The sequence below is a fragment of the Paraglaciecola polaris LMG 21857 genome (assembly GCF_000315055.1).
GTDB classification, from domain to species: Bacteria; Pseudomonadota; Gammaproteobacteria; order Enterobacterales; family Alteromonadaceae; genus Paraglaciecola; species Paraglaciecola polaris.
Map to the genome: position 1 here is coordinate 22,873 of NZ_BAER01000037.1, position 18,353 is coordinate 41,225.

21 protein-coding genes are annotated in these 18,353 nt (G+C 43.6%); 5 read left to right on the forward strand and 16 right to left on the reverse strand.

The genetic code is table 11. The annotated features are described in order from the left end of the window. Nucleotides 1-2 precede the first annotated feature (2 nt). On the forward strand, nucleotides 3-959 hold the full coding sequence (locus GPLA_RS06850; protein ID WP_007104136.1) for a polysaccharide deacetylase family protein: 957 nt from the start codon (nucleotides 3-5) through the stop codon (nucleotides 957-959). Next, nucleotides 959-1,888, forward strand: a complete 930-nt coding sequence (locus GPLA_RS06855; RefSeq protein WP_007104137.1) for a polysaccharide deacetylase family protein — start codon at nucleotides 959-961, stop codon at nucleotides 1,886-1,888. The genes GPLA_RS06850 and GPLA_RS06855 overlap by 1 nt, the downstream gene beginning before the upstream one ends. 79 nt (nucleotides 1,889-1,967) lie before the next feature. Here the strand turns inward: GPLA_RS06855 and GPLA_RS06860 are convergent, their stop codons facing one another. The 11 genes from GPLA_RS06860 to GPLA_RS06910 all read right to left on the reverse strand — a co-directional run bounded on the left by GPLA_RS06860 (nucleotide 1,968) and on the right by GPLA_RS06910 (nucleotide 11,232). After that, entirely contained in the window at nucleotides 1,968-2,495 is a 528-nt protein-coding gene (locus GPLA_RS06860; RefSeq protein ID WP_007104138.1) for a DUF3750 domain-containing protein, read from the reverse strand. 347 nt (nucleotides 2,496-2,842) lie between these two features. Further along, nucleotides 2,843-4,078 carry a serine hydrolase domain-containing protein gene (locus tag GPLA_RS06865; protein WP_153810542.1) on the reverse strand — a complete coding sequence of 412 codons (1,236 nt, stop codon included), beginning with the start codon at nucleotides 4,076-4,078 and terminating at the stop codon, nucleotides 2,843-2,845. 380 nt (nucleotides 4,079-4,458) lie between these two features. After that, nucleotides 4,459-4,791 carry a YnfA family protein gene (locus GPLA_RS06870; protein ID WP_007104140.1) on the reverse strand — a complete coding sequence of 111 codons (333 nt, stop codon included), beginning with the start codon at nucleotides 4,789-4,791 and terminating at the stop codon, nucleotides 4,459-4,461. Nucleotides 4,792-5,110: 319 nt separating this feature from the next. Further along, nucleotides 5,111-6,355, reverse strand: coding sequence for a cation:proton antiporter (locus GPLA_RS06875; RefSeq protein WP_007104141.1), 1,245 nt, complete (start codon nucleotides 6,353-6,355; stop codon nucleotides 5,111-5,113). Nucleotides 6,356-6,541: 186 nt separating this feature from the next. Further along, on the reverse strand, nucleotides 6,542-7,090 hold the full coding sequence (locus tag GPLA_RS06880) for a DoxX family protein (RefSeq protein ID WP_007104142.1): 549 nt from the start codon (nucleotides 7,088-7,090) through the stop codon (nucleotides 6,542-6,544). A 31-nt stretch (nucleotides 7,091-7,121) separates the two neighbouring features. Further along, complete coding sequence (locus GPLA_RS06885; protein ID WP_007104143.1) at nucleotides 7,122-7,949, reverse strand: HvfC/BufC N-terminal domain-containing protein; 828 nt, start codon at nucleotides 7,947-7,949, stop codon at nucleotides 7,122-7,124. After that, nucleotides 7,949-8,872 carry an MNIO family bufferin maturase gene (gene bufB, locus GPLA_RS06890; RefSeq protein WP_007104144.1) on the reverse strand — a complete coding sequence of 308 codons (924 nt, stop codon included), beginning with the start codon at nucleotides 8,870-8,872 and terminating at the stop codon, nucleotides 7,949-7,951. Before bufB ends, GPLA_RS06885 begins: the two co-directional genes overlap by 1 nt. After that, nucleotides 8,862-9,209, reverse strand: a complete 348-nt coding sequence (locus GPLA_RS06895; protein WP_007104145.1) for a BufA1 family periplasmic bufferin-type metallophore — start codon at nucleotides 9,207-9,209, stop codon at nucleotides 8,862-8,864. The genes bufB and GPLA_RS06895 overlap by 11 nt, the downstream gene beginning before the upstream one ends. 539 nt (nucleotides 9,210-9,748) lie before the next feature. Then, nucleotides 9,749-10,162 (reverse strand): SRPBCC domain-containing protein, encoded by a 414-nt coding sequence (locus GPLA_RS06900; RefSeq protein ID WP_007104146.1) that lies wholly within the window; start codon nucleotides 10,160-10,162, stop codon nucleotides 9,749-9,751. 71 nt (nucleotides 10,163-10,233) lie between these two features. Next, the gene (locus GPLA_RS06905) at nucleotides 10,234-10,731 is read right to left on the reverse strand and encodes a GFA family protein (protein ID WP_040514093.1); all 498 of its coding nucleotides are present in this window, start codon (nucleotides 10,729-10,731) and stop codon (nucleotides 10,234-10,236) included. 108 nt (nucleotides 10,732-10,839) lie between these two features. After that, a complete protein-coding gene (locus GPLA_RS06910) occupies nucleotides 10,840-11,232 on the reverse strand; it encodes a hypothetical protein (protein WP_153810543.1) in 393 nt (130 codons plus the stop codon). Nucleotides 11,233-11,730: 498 nt separating this feature from the next. Here GPLA_RS06910 and GPLA_RS06915 point away from each other — a divergent pair, with 498 nt between their 5' ends. Together GPLA_RS06915 and GPLA_RS06925 are read left to right on the forward strand one after the other, a co-directional pair. Further along, nucleotides 11,731-12,408, forward strand: a complete 678-nt coding sequence (locus tag GPLA_RS06915; RefSeq protein WP_007104148.1) for a glutathione S-transferase family protein — start codon at nucleotides 11,731-11,733, stop codon at nucleotides 12,406-12,408. Nucleotides 12,409-13,223: 815 nt separating this feature from the next. Continuing rightward, complete coding sequence (locus GPLA_RS06925) at nucleotides 13,224-13,535, forward strand: hypothetical protein (protein ID WP_007104149.1); 312 nt, start codon at nucleotides 13,224-13,226, stop codon at nucleotides 13,533-13,535. 191 nt (nucleotides 13,536-13,726) lie between these two features. Here GPLA_RS06925 and GPLA_RS06930 read toward each other — a convergent pair whose 3' ends face one another. The 3 genes from GPLA_RS06930 to GPLA_RS06940 form a co-directional block, all read right to left on the reverse strand. Then, entirely contained in the window at nucleotides 13,727-14,638 is a 912-nt protein-coding gene (locus tag GPLA_RS06930) for a DUF1838 family protein (protein WP_040514096.1), read from the reverse strand. Between the two features lie 68 nt (nucleotides 14,639-14,706). Further along, nucleotides 14,707-15,123 (reverse strand): PaaI family thioesterase, encoded by a 417-nt coding sequence (locus GPLA_RS06935; RefSeq protein ID WP_007104151.1) that lies wholly within the window; start codon nucleotides 15,121-15,123, stop codon nucleotides 14,707-14,709. Continuing rightward, entirely contained in the window at nucleotides 15,123-15,902 is a 780-nt protein-coding gene (locus GPLA_RS06940) for an enoyl-CoA hydratase/isomerase family protein (RefSeq protein WP_007104152.1), read from the reverse strand. Before GPLA_RS06940 ends, GPLA_RS06935 begins: the two co-directional genes overlap by 1 nt. A gap of 127 nt (nucleotides 15,903-16,029) precedes the next feature. On the opposite strand from GPLA_RS06940, the gene GPLA_RS06945 reads away from it, so the two are divergent. Beyond that, a complete protein-coding gene (locus tag GPLA_RS06945) occupies nucleotides 16,030-16,926 on the forward strand; it encodes a VOC family protein (protein ID WP_007104153.1) in 897 nt (298 codons plus the stop codon). 133 nt (nucleotides 16,927-17,059) lie between these two features. Here GPLA_RS06945 and GPLA_RS06950 read toward each other — a convergent pair whose 3' ends face one another. Both GPLA_RS06950 and GPLA_RS06955 read right to left on the reverse strand, forming a co-directional pair. Further along, the gene (locus GPLA_RS06950; RefSeq protein ID WP_007104154.1) at nucleotides 17,060-17,515 is read right to left on the reverse strand and encodes a hypothetical protein; all 456 of its coding nucleotides are present in this window, start codon (nucleotides 17,513-17,515) and stop codon (nucleotides 17,060-17,062) included. After that, complete coding sequence (locus GPLA_RS06955) at nucleotides 17,512-18,327, reverse strand: alpha/beta fold hydrolase (RefSeq protein ID WP_007104155.1); 816 nt, start codon at nucleotides 18,325-18,327, stop codon at nucleotides 17,512-17,514. The genes GPLA_RS06950 and GPLA_RS06955 overlap by 4 nt, the downstream gene beginning before the upstream one ends. Between the last annotated feature and the right edge of the window lie 26 nt (nucleotides 18,328-18,353).

The following is an 18,353-nucleotide window of genomic DNA, read 5'->3' on the forward strand; positions in this document are numbered from 1 at the left end:
AGATGAAAAGCGATCCCGGATTTTACGATTATTGGCCCTACGAAAATCGCCCGAAAATTCGTTGGCCCGGCGGCAAAAAAATGGCGTTTTGGGTTGCTCCCAATATAGAGTTTTATGAACTTAACCCGCCGGTGAACCCGTCACGAAAGGCTTGGCCTCAGCCGTACCCTGCCACACAAGGTTATAGTATTCGGGACTACGGCAATCGTGTGGGCCATAAAAGACAGATGGATTTATTGGACAAATACGGTATTCGCGGCTCAATTTCGTTATCGACTGCCCTGTGCGATCATCACCCTGAAATTATTCAGATGTGCAAAGAACGTGGCTGGGAATTTTTTAGCCATGGTATTTACAATACTCGCTACACCTACGGCATGTCAGAGCAACAAGAGCGTGACATGATCAAGGATTCCATGGACAGCATTTATCAGTACACAGGCCAAAAATGTGCCGGTTATTTAGCGCCTGCTTTGTCGCACTCTGAGCTGACCTTGGATTTATTCGCCGAAGTAGGCACTGAGTTATTTGGCAATGAAGGGGGTATTTATACCTGCGATCTGTTTCATGACGATCAACCCACACCAATCCACACCCGCAGCAACAAGCCGTTTGTTTCAATCCCTTATTCACTAGAAATGAACGACACTATCGCCTTTGTGGTGAATAAAATTGAACCCAGACGCTACGGCCAAATGCTGAAAAACAACTTTGACCGACTTTACGCAGAGGGTGACGAGTCAGGCACTATCATGTGCATTCCAACCCATAATTATCAGGTATCTTGCCCACATAGAATGAAAGCCTATGAAGAAGCCCTAGATTACATCACCAGTCACGATGATGTGTGGATCACCACAGGCAAAGAGATTGCCGATTACTACCTAGAGCATTACTACGAGCAGGCAAAAGCAGATATCGCGCAAAAAGGGGCTGCACACAAAAGGACGGCAATATAATGGCATTGGATAAAACATACCTTGAATACGCCCATCGCAGTCACGGCATGGATCACGACCGTTATGACTGGTCAATGCTCAGCGATCGACCTGCCGTTACTTGGCCCGGGGGCAAAAAACTTGCGCTATGGGTAAATGTGCCACTGCAGTTCTTCCCGCTGGATCAAAAAGGTGAACCGTTTAAAATTCAAGGCGGCATGACCATGCCCTACCCTGATTTACGCCATTTTAGTTTGCGTGATTACGGTAATCGCGTGGGTATTTTTCGTTTTTTAAAAGCGTTCGACAAATACGGCGTCACGCCGACCTTTGCCATGAACACAGAACTGGCCAAACGTAACCCTTACCTGCTTAATACGATAAAAGAGCGTGGCAATGAAGTGATGTGCCACGGCATGCACATGGACGCCCTGCACTATGGCGGCCAAGACAAGCAAATAGAAGCCCAATTAGTGCAAGATTCATTGACGCAATTGCGCGAGTTGACTGAGCAAAACGTCACCGGCTGGTTAAGCCCTGGGCGCAATGAGAGTGAGAATACCCCAGAACTATTAGCAGCCAACGGTGTGAGATATTTTTGTGATTGGGTGAACGACGACATGCCTTACACTTTTAACACCCAACAAGGTAATTTATGGGCCATGCCCTTATCTAATGAATTAGACGATACCTTTATCATGCTCAACAACCTGCACAGTGAAGAGGCCTACGCTGAGCAAATGATCGATGCCTGTGACTATTTGCTCAAAGAGGCAAACGAGCAAGGTGGGCGCATTTTAAGTTTGAATATTCATCCTTGGATGTTAGGTCAACCCCATCGCATAGCTGCCCTTGAACGGGTACTGGAATATGTGATGGACCAAGATGTTTACAGTGCAAGTGCTAGCGACATACTCGATGCATTTACGTCGCAGCTAAAGGCCCCTTAAACACCTTGAAGAATAAAAGTGCCCCGCGAAGCCTGCATGTTTGGCTTCGCGGACATTGATCCCCCCAATTAAAAACCTGCTAATCGGCGTAACTACTGCCAATCGCCCTAAACGGCATTTCCAGTTCTAGCTCAGGTACTTGCAAGCCAACCCAAGCTGGAAAGGTATTGCTATTTGGCCCTGGAAATAAGGTGTATTCGTTAGCCCAAGGGTAACGTTTAACCGCCGCAGTGACTTTGGGTATAAGCTCTGCGGCTTTATCCCCTTGAATCGATAAAACTTTATCCGGCTTTGCCCCGTACCAAAAACGATCCGGCGTTTCAGTTTGGTATTCTCGTAGTGCAGGTAAACCCTCTTTTACCCGCCAACCAACCACTTCATATACTGTGTATTCAGGATCGTTTTCTTGCTTCACCGCCAGCCAAGTATGCACAGCAAACCAACCTCGCCAACTAAACGCATCAGCAGCGTACACCTCGATCGACGCTTGGGTATCAATTGTTGGGTCAAGGGCAAGACCTGCAGGCTCACGAGACGCCGTGCGCCAATCGCTGGCAGTACAGGCTACCAACAGACTTATCATTGCCATCAAAACTATTGCTTTCATTCATTCACACCTTGGATATCTTTATTATGTGTCATTTTTTAACGGGTTAATAAAGCAAATTTACATAGCCAGTGCAACGAAACAACTGTTACCAATTTCGTCATCGCCCAGTGATACCCTGACTTTTGATTGCTAACGTAATTTGTTATCGAAAAACATCACATGCACCAAACGAGTCTATCCAGACGCTTTAATTGACGAGACGATAACATGAAGGGATAGGTATTAAGCCCCTACCTCAAAGGTATGGATATGGAGGTAGTGGCTCATGCACAGCGTGGGGAAGTTGCCGTGGGCTAAATAAGTGGCGCAAGATAGTGGCTCAAAGTACTCATACTGGCAGCTTGTTATCTACGCACTGCATCGGGCAATACTTCGGTACGCAATGCCCGCTCAGGGGCACCATAGTCGACGTGTAAATCCCATCCGTTGAAGACGATGACCAAGTCCAGTGCAGGAATGACTGTGAGCCGCTGCCCCCCAAAACCAAAGGCTGAAAAAGCAACGGTGTCGGCAGTGACCGGATTCGGTAGCCACCATTGATAGCCATACCCAGCATTGCTTTCATCATCATCTGGTGCTCGATCGATGACATGTCGCTCTGTTGATTGCCGAACCCAGCTCTGACTTACCACCCTTTTGTCCTTCCACTTTCCATTGCGTAACATCAAAAGCCCGACTCGCGCTAGGTCATGAGCCGAAAGGTATAGCCCCCCCATGCTGTCGACCTCGCCATCTGGCGTGATTTTCCAGTAATAAGACTCTATCCCGATTGGATCGAACAGGTGTTCCTCGGCCCATTTATCCAACCTTTGTCCTGTCGCCTCTCGAACGATTTTACCGAGAAGCACGCTTACCCCGTCATTGTACTCAAAGAATTTACCCGGCTCCCTTTCCATTGGGTGGTTAAGAATTAATTGTATCCAGTTATCTGCATTCTCAAGAGCGACAGTGCTATTGAGTGGGTCTTGGTAATCGCCTTCGGTCTGCCATTCAATTCCACTTTGCATTGTCAATAAATCTTTAATCGTCATCGAAGCCCGTCGTGAGTCGGACTTGTCGAACTCATAGGCCTCAAAATATGGAGAGACAGGCGCATTTACCCCTTGAATATGCCCAGCATCAATTGCGATCCCAAGGGCAATGGAGGTCACGCTTTTTGTTACTGACTGAAGAGAGTGAAGATCGCTTCCCTTATAATATGGGTGATAGTACGCATCTTCATAACCAAAGATGGGATTTCGTGTATTTAAGCCTATCGTTTCTTCTGGGCTTACATTGGCAGCGATAGCGGTATAGTCTCGCTTAATTTTCTCGTCTACCACGATGCGTCCATTTCGAATGAGAATAAAATGATTCACACGTCCGTATTTGTCTGATTTAAGCTGCTCGACAAATCGGTTAAGCATAACCGGATCGATACCTTCAGCTTCAGGTGATGAAGTGTCCCATTGCTCCTCCGGCCAAGAGTAAGAAGCTGTGTTTTTCTCAGATGATTTTTGCGACTGAGCACATCCAACGTTAAGCAGGGTGAGCGCGCAAATTGCCACAGCAAAAATTCGATTCATTTGTAGAATTCCCAATACAGTGATATTTCAAATTAATTTTTGAGTATAGACGTTCTGTTCATTTAACAAAGAATCAGCTAGTTACATGTGTGTAATTACCGTCGGTAAGCGTTTGAGATGATTACCTCGATGCGTTATTTGAAGCAAAGGTATGTGATGCATGGATTAAAGAACCGTAACGTTTTATAGGTTGTTAGTGACTTTGTGCTGTGAGCTCAACTGGTGAACACAGGCCAACTCCAAAAGCGGACGGTCAATACGTGTCACTGACAAACTCGTTAGGTTAAAAAATTAGTAGCGGGGGGAGTACATAGAGGACGAGCAAGTGCAGGCGCTGTTGCGAGACGTCAGCGACGTAGTTATCTCAGTGAGTTAGGTACGGCATCATTCATTTTTTATGCGCCCCGTGGAGCAAACGTTATAATTGCCATGCCTAAGAGTGCCACGCCAGAGCCCACAAAATCCCATGTAGATGGACGAATACCATCGACAGCCCATAACCACAAAATGGCCATAAAAATATAAACACCACCATAAGCAGCATAAACTCTGCCTGCCGCTGTTGGGTGTAACGACAGTAACCAAGCAAATACAGCAAGACTGACAGCAGCCGGCACCAGTAACCAAACCGTTTTATCCTCGCGTAGCCAAAGATAAGGCAGGTAACAACCTATAATTTCTGCCAAAGCAGTAATGATAAAAAGGCCTATTATTTTCAATTCGGGCAAAAGATGGTTCCTCTATAGCGTTGCACATAACAACTCATTCTAACAAATCCTCTCATAAACTTATGCGGAAACAATAATATAGATATCCATGGCGCTATTTGATGCAGTTTATCAAGAAGGGCAACGTTGTCTTTTCCAAGATTAGGGAAAAATACCACTCGTCATCGGCGCGTGGTATCAATAAAAGATTAGAAAGAGATCTCAGGAAAAGAGCGACAGATTACAAGGTGAATTCAATCAACGGTTATGCGTCTCGGTTTTGACTTTGATATGGCTAAATGCTCTTCACCTAACGAGACCGTCTATACATCAACATTGCTTACGATATTTTTTTATTTTTCAGCGTCGCTAACTCTCTTGATTTAGTTTTTAACACCTTAATTCTAGCACCGTACCAATTAGCCATAGGCGCCGCCGCAATACCGTGAATTAACGTACTCATCCATACGGCATTAATCGCTACTATCAATATTGAGTGACCGTATTCACCTAAAATATCTTTAGAAATAATAAGTGCAAAAAGTGCGGTTGCTAGACCTCTTGGACCAAAAAAACCCATGAATACGCGCGTCAGTGTTTTTGCTTTAGTACCTATCAATGAAAAATAAATCGCAAGGGGACGAACAACAAATATACTGACTAAAATATAACCTACAACCGGGAGCGTTAAATGCCCTATAGCAGAAGGGAGAAGCCCGAGGCCGATAATAACAAACGAAGTCCATATTAATATTTGTCCTTCACTTTCAGTAAATTGATAGATAAATCGACAATGCCCTTTTACAATATTACCAAACGCTAAACCAGCAACAAACGCTGAAATAAATCCATTTCCACCCAGTAACGTCGCCATTAAATATGATGTGCCGGTAAGGGCTAAAACACCTATTCCCTCATATACACTTGATGATACTTTTTTTGACTCTGTGTATAAAAATAAACGCCCGCTCGACCAGCCCATAAATACGCCAACCAATATACCGACAAATACTTGGCTGAACCCAAACACTAACCATGATATTTCTTTTTCTTGAGCTCCAGTTTCCATAGCAACTATACAAGCAAAAAATAGAATAATCGGTAAAGCGAGCCCATCATTTAAGCCGCTTTCAACTGATAAACTTTGTCGCTCGTTTGTAGGCACACTTTCATTGCTAACAACAGCTTGACCTAAAGCCGCATCGGTTGGTGCTAAAATAGCAGCAATTAAGGCCAACATTAGCCATGGCCATTCAGGGAAAAACAAGTAAGCAAAGCCAGTTCCAATTAAAATACTTAATGGAAGGCCTATTAATAACATTCTCAGCGGCCAAGTATTTTGCCTTTTTAGCCTACGTAAGTTTATTTGTGAGGCGTCTAAAAATAACAAGACAACTAGCGATATCTCAGCGATTAAGTACACGGTTTCATGCGCATCACTTACATCAATCAATCCAAATTGAGCGACAGTAAAACCAATACCTAAAAACACCATTGGCGCCGTGATAATGGTTGTAGACAGCTTTTTTGCCAGCATAGAGTAAGCGCTAACTGAAAAAAGAAGAATCAGTAATCCTATTTCCATTGGGGCTCCTATTAGGCATGACTTGATATTTTGATTAGAAAACATCAAGGATGGAGCACGTTATAGTGACTCAACACCATTGATTGAGTTAATTTGCATAAGTTTATTTTTAACGCTTAATCTAAAATGTAACCGGCTTTTGGCCGGCTACATTTTACCTCTAGCGTACGAAAGTCTGCATAAAGGTTAATGAGCTGCTGCCCGCTTGGCATCTAAACCCAGCAACTTATCAATAGATAAAAAGCCGGGTCCACGAGCAAAAATCACTAATAATGAAACAGCCCACCAGGATGCAGGGTTAATCCAATGATCTAATGTGGGGAAAACAGCAAGCTGAATAAACATTGTCATGCCAATAAGGCCTAATGCTGCAAAGCGAGAAAACAAGCCGATGATTAATAATATTGGCAGTAGTACTTCAACAACACCTGCAACAACAGCGAGTGTTTCTATTACCTTTACAATGAATGAACCGTCGACATAATCTAATGTTTCTGGATTACAGAGTTGTAATGCACCCGCCCTAACGGGATCTGGGCAAAAAAATTCGTATTTAAAAAGGTCATATTTATCAACATTGAATTGTAAAAAGCCATCCCATTTACTTAATCCCGAATCAAGGAATACTTTGCCGACCATAAAGCGCAGAAAAAACAGCGCCAAAGGCTCTAAAAACCGTGATAGCTGCTCTCCCATCTGCACGTATAGCAGTTGTATTTTTTTTATCATTCCCATGTGTATTCCTTATTTATTTTTGTAATCTGTGCTAAATATTTTCGATTTCTAATAATTCATTTTGTAAGCATGCTGTAAAAGCATCACTCACTTCAAAGTTTTCATCTAGCATTAGTGCGGCATCGAAAGCCTCACCGAGCGACCCACTCTTCCCTTGTAGAGCCTGCATAAGTGCGACCTCTGCGATAGAAAGTGAACGGGCTTGTACTGCACCTTGCAAACGCCATAACATAACGATATTACTAGTAGAAAATTCCGTACTAAGTACGTCATTACTGTTTGTTTTTAGCGAAATCCATTCAGCAAAGGCTTCATCATTCACACGAAGCAATAACACGCTGGGGTTGAGCTTGACACTAAGCTCGGTAAGCTCATTACCTTGCTCCATGAGTTGAGCAACATACTCTACCGTTAATATTTCACTTGAGTCGGCACTCATCAAACTCATTAACCACGCATAATCTAAGTGCGCGATATCAGTTAAATTCACGTATAAATGGGCTGTACTTTGCTTACTTACAGTCAGTTCCAAGGTATCTTTGTTTTCGAGTGCAGCACCACTCATAAAGTCAGTTACAACATCAGGAAAATTTTCTCCATATCCAACCAAAGTGCCTTGCTCTGGTGGAAAGTGGTCAACATAAAGTCGCGCCATTTTTCGAAAACTCTCACGACCCATTTTTTTTTCACACATAGGAAAATTAGCCGTTAATGCATCAACGCAGCCTTTATAAAAACCATTGCGATACACAGCCAAACGCTTAATGTGTGATGCGTTTTCGCAAAAATGCGCCATTGCACTTGGATCACCGCTGCGTAAATAGCGTGTAAAAGCATCAATATATTGATGAGTACTCATTAGCGAACCAATTCTTTATAAGGCGCATTTAAGCTCTTTTTTAACTCGCATTGATTCAAATAGTCTTGCGCTGTTTGACGTTCGCTCATCAGTTCATCAAACGCCGGAATATTAGCATCTCGCTCAACGAGTACAGGTCGATGACCAAATAAGGCTAGAGCTTGCTCCAGTAGCGTCCACACAGGAGGTGCTACCGCTGCAGCATGGCTGTCAATTAATAACGACTGACCAAGGGCAGGATCAGGATCGTGTCCTGCAATATGTATTTCTCCGACGAGGTCGGCTGGGATCTGCGTCAGGTAATTCAACGCATCAATACCCGTGTTTTTACTGCTGATGTATAAATTATTAATATCGATGAGCAAGCCGCAACCTGAGCGCTTAGCTGCCTCAACTAAAAATTGAGGTTCATCCATATCACTTATAAAATCTAAATAGTTACTTGGATTTTCAATTAAAATAGACCGACCAATACCTGACTGGTAACAATCAATACCATTAATTAAAGACTGAAGGGCGTCTTGAGTGCGAGGTAAAGGCATGAGATCCGCAAAGTATTTACCCTCTGATTTAGACCATACAGCATGCTCAGATACCAGTGTCGGTTGAAATTCATCAATCAACGCTTTCACTCGTTTAGTATGTGCAGACATGGCTTGATGATCAGAGCCTAGCGAACCACCAACACCATGAAAACTGAGATTATAGTTTTCACGAACCGCTCTCAGATAGTTTAATCGTGGTCCACCTGCAACAAAATAGTTTTCTGTGTGCACTTCAAACCAAAGATTATGATGTGAAGATGGCTTTTTAACTGGTAAAGCTAATATATCGTCAAGGTGTTCAGGTTTTAAACTTAGACCTGCACCTAATTCCTCCCCAGCAACAATATGCTGGGGAGAGCACAATTTATTACCCTTCAAGCGAGCCTGTTCCACTTGGAGTTACAATTGACTCGCATACGCCTTTCGGTGCATATGTCCACGCATTAGCTTGAAAGTCTGAAGTTGAAGTACCTTCACAACTAGTACCTGCACCTGCTTTACAATCATTCTCACCCGCTAGAGCAATGCCATAACATTTGTCTTTACGTCCACGAACTTTATCGCCAGCTAACCAGCCTTCAAATTGCTCTTGTACTTTTGCTGAAGCACCTTCTGCAATTTTTAATTGGCTATTAGGGCCTGCCACTGCACCTGTACTTAAAACGGCTACTGATGCGCCAATTAATAAAGCGGTCGTTAAATTTACTTTTTTCATTTGTATGCTCCTGATTTAAATATTATTTCTTGTTTTATCTATGGTTGTTAAAAACAAATTAAATAACATCCACATTCTCATAAACAAGTACAATAGGTATAAGCGGTATCGCTGTTTTATCAATTTAATAGACCTATTCTTCTTATAAAAAATTTCAGATCATTTGTTATCAATGTGAAACCTTTCTGCAACAACAAAGTAAACGCAATGAATACAACTTGTTAACGAGAAAACACAAAATAACGGCGAGATCTAAATGAAAAAATGATGAGTGTGGTAAAAATCATGGGAAGTACGATGATTGTTTTGCATATAGCAATAATTGCTAGCATACCGCCTAATCCTGCATTTAATCGGGCGGTTTAGCGGTTAGCTGCAGCAGAAAACCGTAAAAAAATAGCAATAGTGGCCTGTATAAGTAAGATAATTGTCATGGGCTATTCAATGTTCAGAGGTGGACTGCAGAAATGGAGTGCAGAGGTGGAGTGCAGTAGGAGACGACCAAGGCTACAAATTAGCTATTGCCGCCTAGTTTCATGTTAGTTGCTTTTACTTTCAACATACTGTTTAAAGTTTTCGAGGATCATCAACCAACCTTGTCGCTGCTGTTCACCTGTGTTTTCACATTCTGCGTCGAATGTTTCAATTAACTTTGTACCGCCTTCAATCTCTGTAAATGAGATTGTCACTTCACGATTATCCGCAAGTTTATAGCTGATACTTTTAAGCGGTTTAATTTCCGTAAACTCACCTTCAAAGTCGAAGCCCGTTGTTCCGTCTTTGGCTTGCATTCGATAATTAAATCCGCCGCCTACCATTAAATCGACTTGAGCTGATGGGCAAGACCAGTCGCTGGTGGCAAAATTCCAATTTTTAATATCTTCAGGGCTGACCCAAGACAACCAAACCACATTTAATGGTGCATCAATAATTTTTTCTATCGAGATTTTCATATGGACTCCAGAGTCTGATTAAACGAACAATTAACGGCTCGGCTCCGCGGTGTACGACAAGCATGAGCTTGTTATGCATTTCGGTCCCTAGTTCCTAATCGCAAATGCCAATCCGCAAGCGACTCTTGCGGATACTCTTTAAAAAATTTGTCGTGTGGTCCACAATAAAGTTCAACCCAACTCGCTTTTGAGCCCAACATCATATGAGTGCGCTCAGGTGGTACAGGTAGATCAGTATCAATTGCAGAAGCAAATGGGTGAACAAGTTCTGGCCATCTCGGGTTCCACTGCCAGAGCGCGCTGCCGCACTTATTACAAAAATGCCGTTGTCCGGGACTCTCCTGAGTTTCTCCGGTTTCGGAGTTTTTGATAATCGCTTGGTAGACACTGATATATTTCTCACCCTCAACTTTTAGTGTCTCAAAGTTTCCGCCTAGGTTAATAGCAAAACCGCCGCCGCCGGCAGTTTTCCGACAGATAGAGCAATAACAGTGGTTAAATGGATAGGGATGGTCGGATAAAACGCTGAAGTGGACGCTACCACAATGACATGATCCTTCGAGCTTCATTATTTATCCTCTGAGTTTAGTAAATGCATAAGGCTTGGGTAATTGCGGAAAAAGCCGCAGGTTTTTGGCGTCGTATTACCCATTTGTTATGGCTAGCCTCACGCTGGCTTATTCTAATTTAGCATGCCCTTTCAGCAGCGTTATCGTAATCGCGCCATTCCGTGGATCTCGTTCAGACCAACTCTGGCCAAAGTCACGATCTTTTAGAAGAAGACAAAATTCCTTTAGTGGACTCGTTGGCTGGGGTAACGTAGTTGCGCACATACTATCTTTGGTAACCCGCCATGTTCCAGTACTACTTGCCCCACCCTTACCTGAGTGTTTGAAGGTACCGCCTGATTCAAAGAAGATAATGCTTGTGCCATATTTATTGATTATTTTGAGTGAATTACCAGAAATAAGTTTGTGGGTTTCTGTGACGTCGGTTTCTGAGGAATGTGCATATTGATAGTTACCCACATTCAGAAACACAACCCAAATAAAAAATTTAAAAACCCTCACGATACGCTCCATGTCACATCCTGTTATTAACGTTATAGCCCCTCATGCATAGGCCAAAATAAGTGACGAAAGAGCAAAAGCCAACTGTTTTTTCGTCTTTAAACGATGTTTTAACGACGTATTAGCAACCGTTAATAACGCTCAAGTTATCAAAAGAAGCCACAACGAACACAGGAAACAGGAAAGCATCCATCAAGAATGCAGATTTCCCTGAGGCATATGCTAAAGATAGATAGCGCTTGTAGGTATAAGAAAAGCAAGCCACTCAGGCATGGCACAGAGATACGATAAATTTAAAGCTGAATTAGAAAGATTAACGGGGAAATGCTTACATAGCTCACCACCAAGTGGTGAAATCAGGTTGGCGCAAAAATAACTTAATCGTCTACTGACCTAGATAGTTCTATATCTACCCCAATTAAAACAAGTAATAATGGCGTTAAGTGCTTTTTCGGCCATTAAAAAATAACCTTCACCTTACGAATGGGAAACTGATTTATGATTACTTTGCACGGCTTTGCTGCTAGCAACTATTACAACCTAGTAAAACATGTACTGCTATATAAACAACTGCCATTTCAAGAAAACCTTCTTTACGGCGGTAGTGACGAATTACTAGCAATCAGTCCCGCGGGCAAAGTACCTGCTATCACAACAGCTGACGGCCTTTATCTTTCAGAGTCGAGTGTTATTTGTGACTTTATCGAAGAGACTTACCCTGCAACGCCACTGTATCCAGAAAATGCTGGTGAACGTGCGGTTGTGCGTCAAATTATGAAAATTGCAGAGCTTTATTTTGAACTACCAAGCAGGCGCTTTATACCTTATGTATTTTCAGGCGCTGAAATTCCTGAATTAGTTAAAGGGGAGGTACGCCAAGTACTAAACCGTGGCGTGACGGCCTTAAGTCGCTTGTGTCAGTTTTCACCTTGGATCGCAGGCGAACAACTAACAATGGCTGATATCTACGTTTATTACGTCAACACCATAGTCAGCACTTTTGGCTCTAGCCAACTTGAATGGGATATACTTGCAGAGGTACCAGGAATGAAAGAGTGGAACGACGCCATGAGTCAATCTGTCATTAGCCAAAACGTAGAGGCCGATCGTCTGATCAACAAGACCGAGTTTATGCAAAAAGTGCAAGCTCAGGTTAAAGCTGCGAAGGCTAAATAGAACTGAATGATAAAAGGACCCCATACTGACATAATTAGGACGATAACAGCATAGTCAATACCACTCGTCATCGGCGCGTGGTATCCATTATAAAATGGGGCTGAATGTTCAGTGGCCAGAAAAAAGCCTCGGATTACAAGATAAAGCCATTGACGCCATAGTCTCTTGTTAGCTCTCATTTCTGAAATAGGTTAACAAGCTTAAGCCAATAGTATTTTCTTCTAGCTTTAAATTTAGAATCAAAGTCATACATTTTTTCTATCCCAAAACATTGTATTTTACCAGTCATGTCGACCGTTATAATGTTACTGCACCACACTTGATGATAACCATGAGAAGTTTGGATTGTGAACAGTAATTTGGTTATATCTGTATTCAAATGTTGTCCGACGATTCTAATATCTGTATGACCATTAGCACCTATTTCAAAAGAGTCATTATTAATAAATAAATTATCCGATAGAGATAATGTATCCATATATTCTGGTTTTTGATTGTTTTTTTCTCTACCTTGTAGGAGGATTTAGTATAACAAGCGGACGACTTTATATTTACAGGGTACGTTTTACTGTTTTTAATAACAATTATGTATGTGCTTTCAGAAGCTTTATTGTGGACAACTAACCTCTCAATTTTTAATGGCATTTGAGAATTCTTAAACCAACTCCATAAAACGGTAATAATTGCAATTAATGCCGCAGTTGAGCTTAATGCATCTACGACATATTTGTAATCTGCCATTTTTATCCTTGAGAGCTAACAAATTATTAGTGAGACCCTGCAAGCTATACTACCTTGTAAGGTAGGAGGTAGTTATGTATCGGCGCACTAATAAATATCAAAAAAATGTTAGCGAATCATACACGAACAGATCTAAAAATGAACAACGTCTTAAGCCCAGTGAGAATGTGTTAACCGAGCAAGTCATTCCTAAATTGAGGCGTGTAATCGAAATCACCGACTATGACACTGGGCAACCCGTAGTTCATCGTATTGAGTTGCGCAAATGTGACCGCATTGATTGCTATGAAGCATTTGTGGATGGTGAACTTTGCAAACGACCTGTAGGCTGGCGCAATATTTTGACAGGGGTACGTAAAGCAATGCCCAGATTAGCAAGGGCGTGAAGGTTCTTGTTTAGGTTAAAGGTTAAATTTTAGCTCCCCCTGCCAGGGTAAATATTGGGCTATCCGCTCGCTCATATATTACAACCAAGCTAAAACGCGCTTATTCCCAAGGTAAAAATCAATCAACCAAAAAAGGTTAGCCTCAGGCTAACCTTTCTGCACTTCGCTGCTGCTTGTTATATCACGGCGTTTTATTGTGCTCGCTGGCGTTTAAACTCTTCGCCTTTAACGACTTTTTTATAGCCAGTCCAGCTGGTTTCATTCGGACGGTCATCATCGGTTGGTGGCGGCATTTTGTATTTCGGCGCATGTTCGTTGATAAAGGTTTTCATGACTTCCCCCATATCATCGAAACTGTCTACTTTGCGTCCTGCTGTATGTATATAGATAGAGCCTTCACGTCCGCTCATCATCATAAAGGGTAACCAATCTGAAATACGTACCCAGCCCACATGCACGTCTGCGGTGTCTTTTTCACTGCTGGTTAAGCTTTCCAAGTCGCCTGAGAAGTTAAATAACTCAGAGGCGTGATACACACCACCTACTTGCTTTTGGTAATCGCCGCCTAAATCATTGTGATAAAAAAGCGGTACCGGAAAGGTCATCCACCAGTAATCACCATTGATGTCGCCACCGAATTTTTGTTTCCATGGTGAGGCACTGCCGTCTTCGTTACGCGGAAAGCTCGGCGGCTGGTTAACGGGATCGTTCAGCACATGGTGTACATCAACGACTTCATTGGTCCACGGGTTTTCCCATGTATCCAGTGGCTGACCCGTTTCTTTGTCTGTGTAGAGTAAAATTTCACGGGTCACTAAGCGATAAGCTTCGCCTTTTTTGCCACCGTCTACTGTGCCGCAAGTGCGCACGTTCATGCCTTCAACGTTAAAAATATGTTTGTCGACCTCACCTTGGCGGCGAGAAAAAACCTTGCCTTTCCACCAGTAAAAAACCGGCTTATCATCAATGGTTGAACATTGAATTTTACGCATCGCGGTGTTGGCGCCCTCAGGCGTATTTAAATCAATTTTGGTGGCGGCAAACGCACTGTTAAATGAGGCACTTGCCAGCAAAAGAAGTGATGCCAGTTTGAGTTTTTTCATGTGTTCCATTCTCTTATTTTTGACCTTAGCTAGACTAAGTGATCCCTATTTTGGCGCATTGAGAATTATCAATTTGCGCCTATGATTTTCCACACACCGGTAGCCTGTAAAATAATGTTTTTATTAGTAAATATTTGCCCTTGTGCAAAAATAACGCTTCTGGTTTTACGCACCACACTGCCCACCCCAAACAACACGTCACCCGCTTTACCGGCGGCAATCAAATTGCTGTTTAAGTTGATGGTGGCAAAACGAATATCATGGCCTATTTCGTCGCCAATGGCGCGATAAATAATATAGTCGGTCAGTGCCAGTGTCACGCCACCGTGTACTACCCCCTCGGGATTCAGGTGATGCGCCTCTATTTTGAGTGCTCGGTGCATAACGCCATTGATGCGTTTCTCAAAAAATGGCCCCATGTGCGCCGAAAACCCATCTTGCTTTTCGCATTGAACAAAGCTGCTATCAAAGTGAATATCCGTCATTATGTAAACCTCCCTGGGCGTTTTTCGGTAAAGGCGGCAGCGCCTTCTTTAAAATCATCGCCGTGAAACGCATTATCGAATACCCCCTGAATAGCTACTGCTTCGGCTTCGCTGGGCCTTTGCGCACAAACGTAAACTAACGTGCGCTTTGTGCCGCTCACAGAATAACCGCTTACGTTTACTATTTGTTGCACCAAAGACTCGGTGGCTTCACTGAGGTTTTCCCGCTCAACCACTTGTGTGACTAATGCCCAATTTTGGGCCGTATCGGCATCTACTTTTTTACCTAAATACAGCAGCTCTTTGGCTCTGGGCAAGCCGATTAAGTCCACTAGGCGTTTGGTGTCTGCCACGCTGTATAATAAACCTAGTTTAGACGGCGTAATGGCAAAACTCGCCTCGTTCACTGCCACTCTGAAATCACAACACATGGCCAGTCCCATGCCGCCGCCCACACACACACCGTTTATCTTGGCGATGGTGGCAAACGGCAACGCCGCTAATTTTTGCTGGGCCGATTGAACAATCTCATTACTGGCAGCAAATGCTTGTGGGTTACTTAACATGCCTTGTAATTCAGTGATATCAGCGCCGGCGCAAAAGGCTTTCTCACCGGCGGCGCTAAGCACTAAAACCCGTATGGCTTTGTTGGCAGCGAGCGAATCACAGGCATCCGCAATGGCTTGCCACATCTCCTGGGTTAACGCGTTGTATTTGTCAGGCCTGTTCAGGTTCAAATACGCGACTTTTCCCTTAATATTCAAGGTCACTGTTGACATAAATCAATAAGCTCCGGTGTCGGTTTAGCACAAGGTTGCGTTGTGCGGTGCATTACGCCAAATTATCATGTATTCATCGCGACTTTAAATTGCGATTTAGCAATTTTCCCTTAACAAAGAGCACATTATGAGTGATCCCCTTTTAGGTCCCGTCGTCGGCGCAACACTGTTAGCGCCTCATCTTAAATTTGCCAGCCATTCTTACCAGTCTGGTATGGGGTACACGTTAGTTCGTGAAGAACGTGTCTCACAAGAAATGTGCGACTTGTGGAACGCCCCTGCTCTGTTGAATAACCCAATGCATATTTTGGCTGCCGCTAACGGCCATGCTTGGTTACGCATAGTGGAAGACAGAAATTGCACCACAACTACCCCCTTAAAAACACAAGGCTGGATGGCCCTTGAGGTGAACGTGGCCAACGTGGATGTTATCCGCAAAGAGATTGACACCACAGTCTTTAAAATCATCGGCGAACCAGCCTACTTGCAAATCAGTGATGCCATTAAAGCCATGCAAGTCATTGGCCCCTGTGATGAAGTAAGCTACATCACTCAAATCGATAAGCCCGTGCCACCGTTTAACCTTCCCATGACGCAAGCGCGCACGGGCAGTTTGTTTATCCCTGTGCTGTGTACGCGAAACCGAGATGCTAGCTTGGCTTTTTACGAAGCGTTAAATCAGGTCACTGGCCTAAAATTTGATACCAAGGTCACTGTATTAAATAACGCTTGGGATCATGATATTGAACACCAATACCCTGTTGCCACCCTGCAACTCGCTGGCAATTGTTTATTTGAAATTGATCAGGTAACCCACGCTCACCCCAGCGCGCTCAACGCGGGCTCCTTGCCCTCAGGTATCGCCATGATCACCTGCATGGTGGACGACATTGAATTTGCAGCCAAGCAACTAAAATTACCTATTTCCCATATAAGCAATGCGTACTACCCCAGTGTAAAAGTCATATTGGCTACCGGTCCAGCGGGGGAATTAATCGAACTGGTTGAGCGTCCTGTTAGCTAAGCCCTTTATTGCTCAAGCCATTAACTAAAAGGGCCAAATCACATCGATTGGCCCTTTTTTTGTGGTGACCTGGTATTGCTCTGTTTTTGGTTTTACCTTGGGAGATAAACCAAAAACCCGAACTAAGCCGGGTTTAGGTATTTATCAGCAAATGCTCATCACACAACGTTCGTTTAAAACACACGCCATCTTTGAACCAATGCCACGTTCTGGCGCGATGTTTTTTGTCGGCCCCCATCACAATGCTTTCATAGAACCAGGCGCCTGGTTCGTCTTTACGTTCAAGTTCGAGTAAAAAAATATTGGGGCTGGCAACCCAACCAAAACCTTTAAAGGTATCTGTGTCCCAATAGATTTTATCGTCTTTTATGATGCCATCAAACGCCACATTAAACACACGGCCGTCGTCCCAAGTAAATTGGTTTCGCTGTATGTACACTACAGGCCCTTCGACGGGAAACACGCATTCCACCTGACTCCGATGAAAATCCAACGTTTGACCTTGGCTATCAATATGTCGGTAGGTGCCTTGCCATATGCCAGCATGTTCAAGCACAGCCGGCATGAGTTTATTAAGGGGGTTGCTCATGGGGCATCCTCAAGAAAAGAAAGAACTTCATTTGCCACATCCACAGGATACGCGTCTAAAAACCCCGCGCCCCAGTGCATGTAATCTTTGCGCAGACCAATTTGTAAATATTCATCAACCCGTTTGCTGTGCTCGTGCATATCATCATTTAAATTCATCACCAGTAACGGCTGGGCAAGTTGTTTTATGTTGTCAATATAGCGCTTTGCATGCTGAAATGCGGCCATGTGACCCCATTCGTAAGCGTCACCGCCACGTAAATTTTCTGCCATGGAATCGGCGCACATCTGCAAGGTCATTCCTGGGCCGCGATGTTCGAGAATACGCTGCCACATAATGGTAAATCGCGTGCCTGCTTCATCAATCGGCAAAGGGGCATACATATCGCAAAACGTCTGTATTTCTTCATCACGGAAAATTGGGGCGGCAATATTAATGACTTTGTTTACCCGTAAAGGAAATTGCCGAGCAGCGCACACAGACACCATGCACCCGGTATGATAACCAAGCAAATCAACGTGTTGAATATCGAGATGATCCAGCACTTGCCACATAGCTCGGGCATAGTTTTCAATCGTCGCCTGACGTTCATCAGTGGGTAGACTCGACTCGCCGTAACCTGGATAGTCAATGGCAATCACCAGTCGGTCTTTGGCTAAAAACGGCATGACATTCTGATATGACCGACTCGATTTAGACACCATATGCAAACACACAATAGCAGGCTTGGTCGAAGCCTTACCTGCCATGCGGAAATGGAGCTGACCAAACTGGCCAGCAGTAAAGTGCCGTGTCACGTTAGGAATATGCATAAAAACTCCTGTGGTTCACGTCTTAG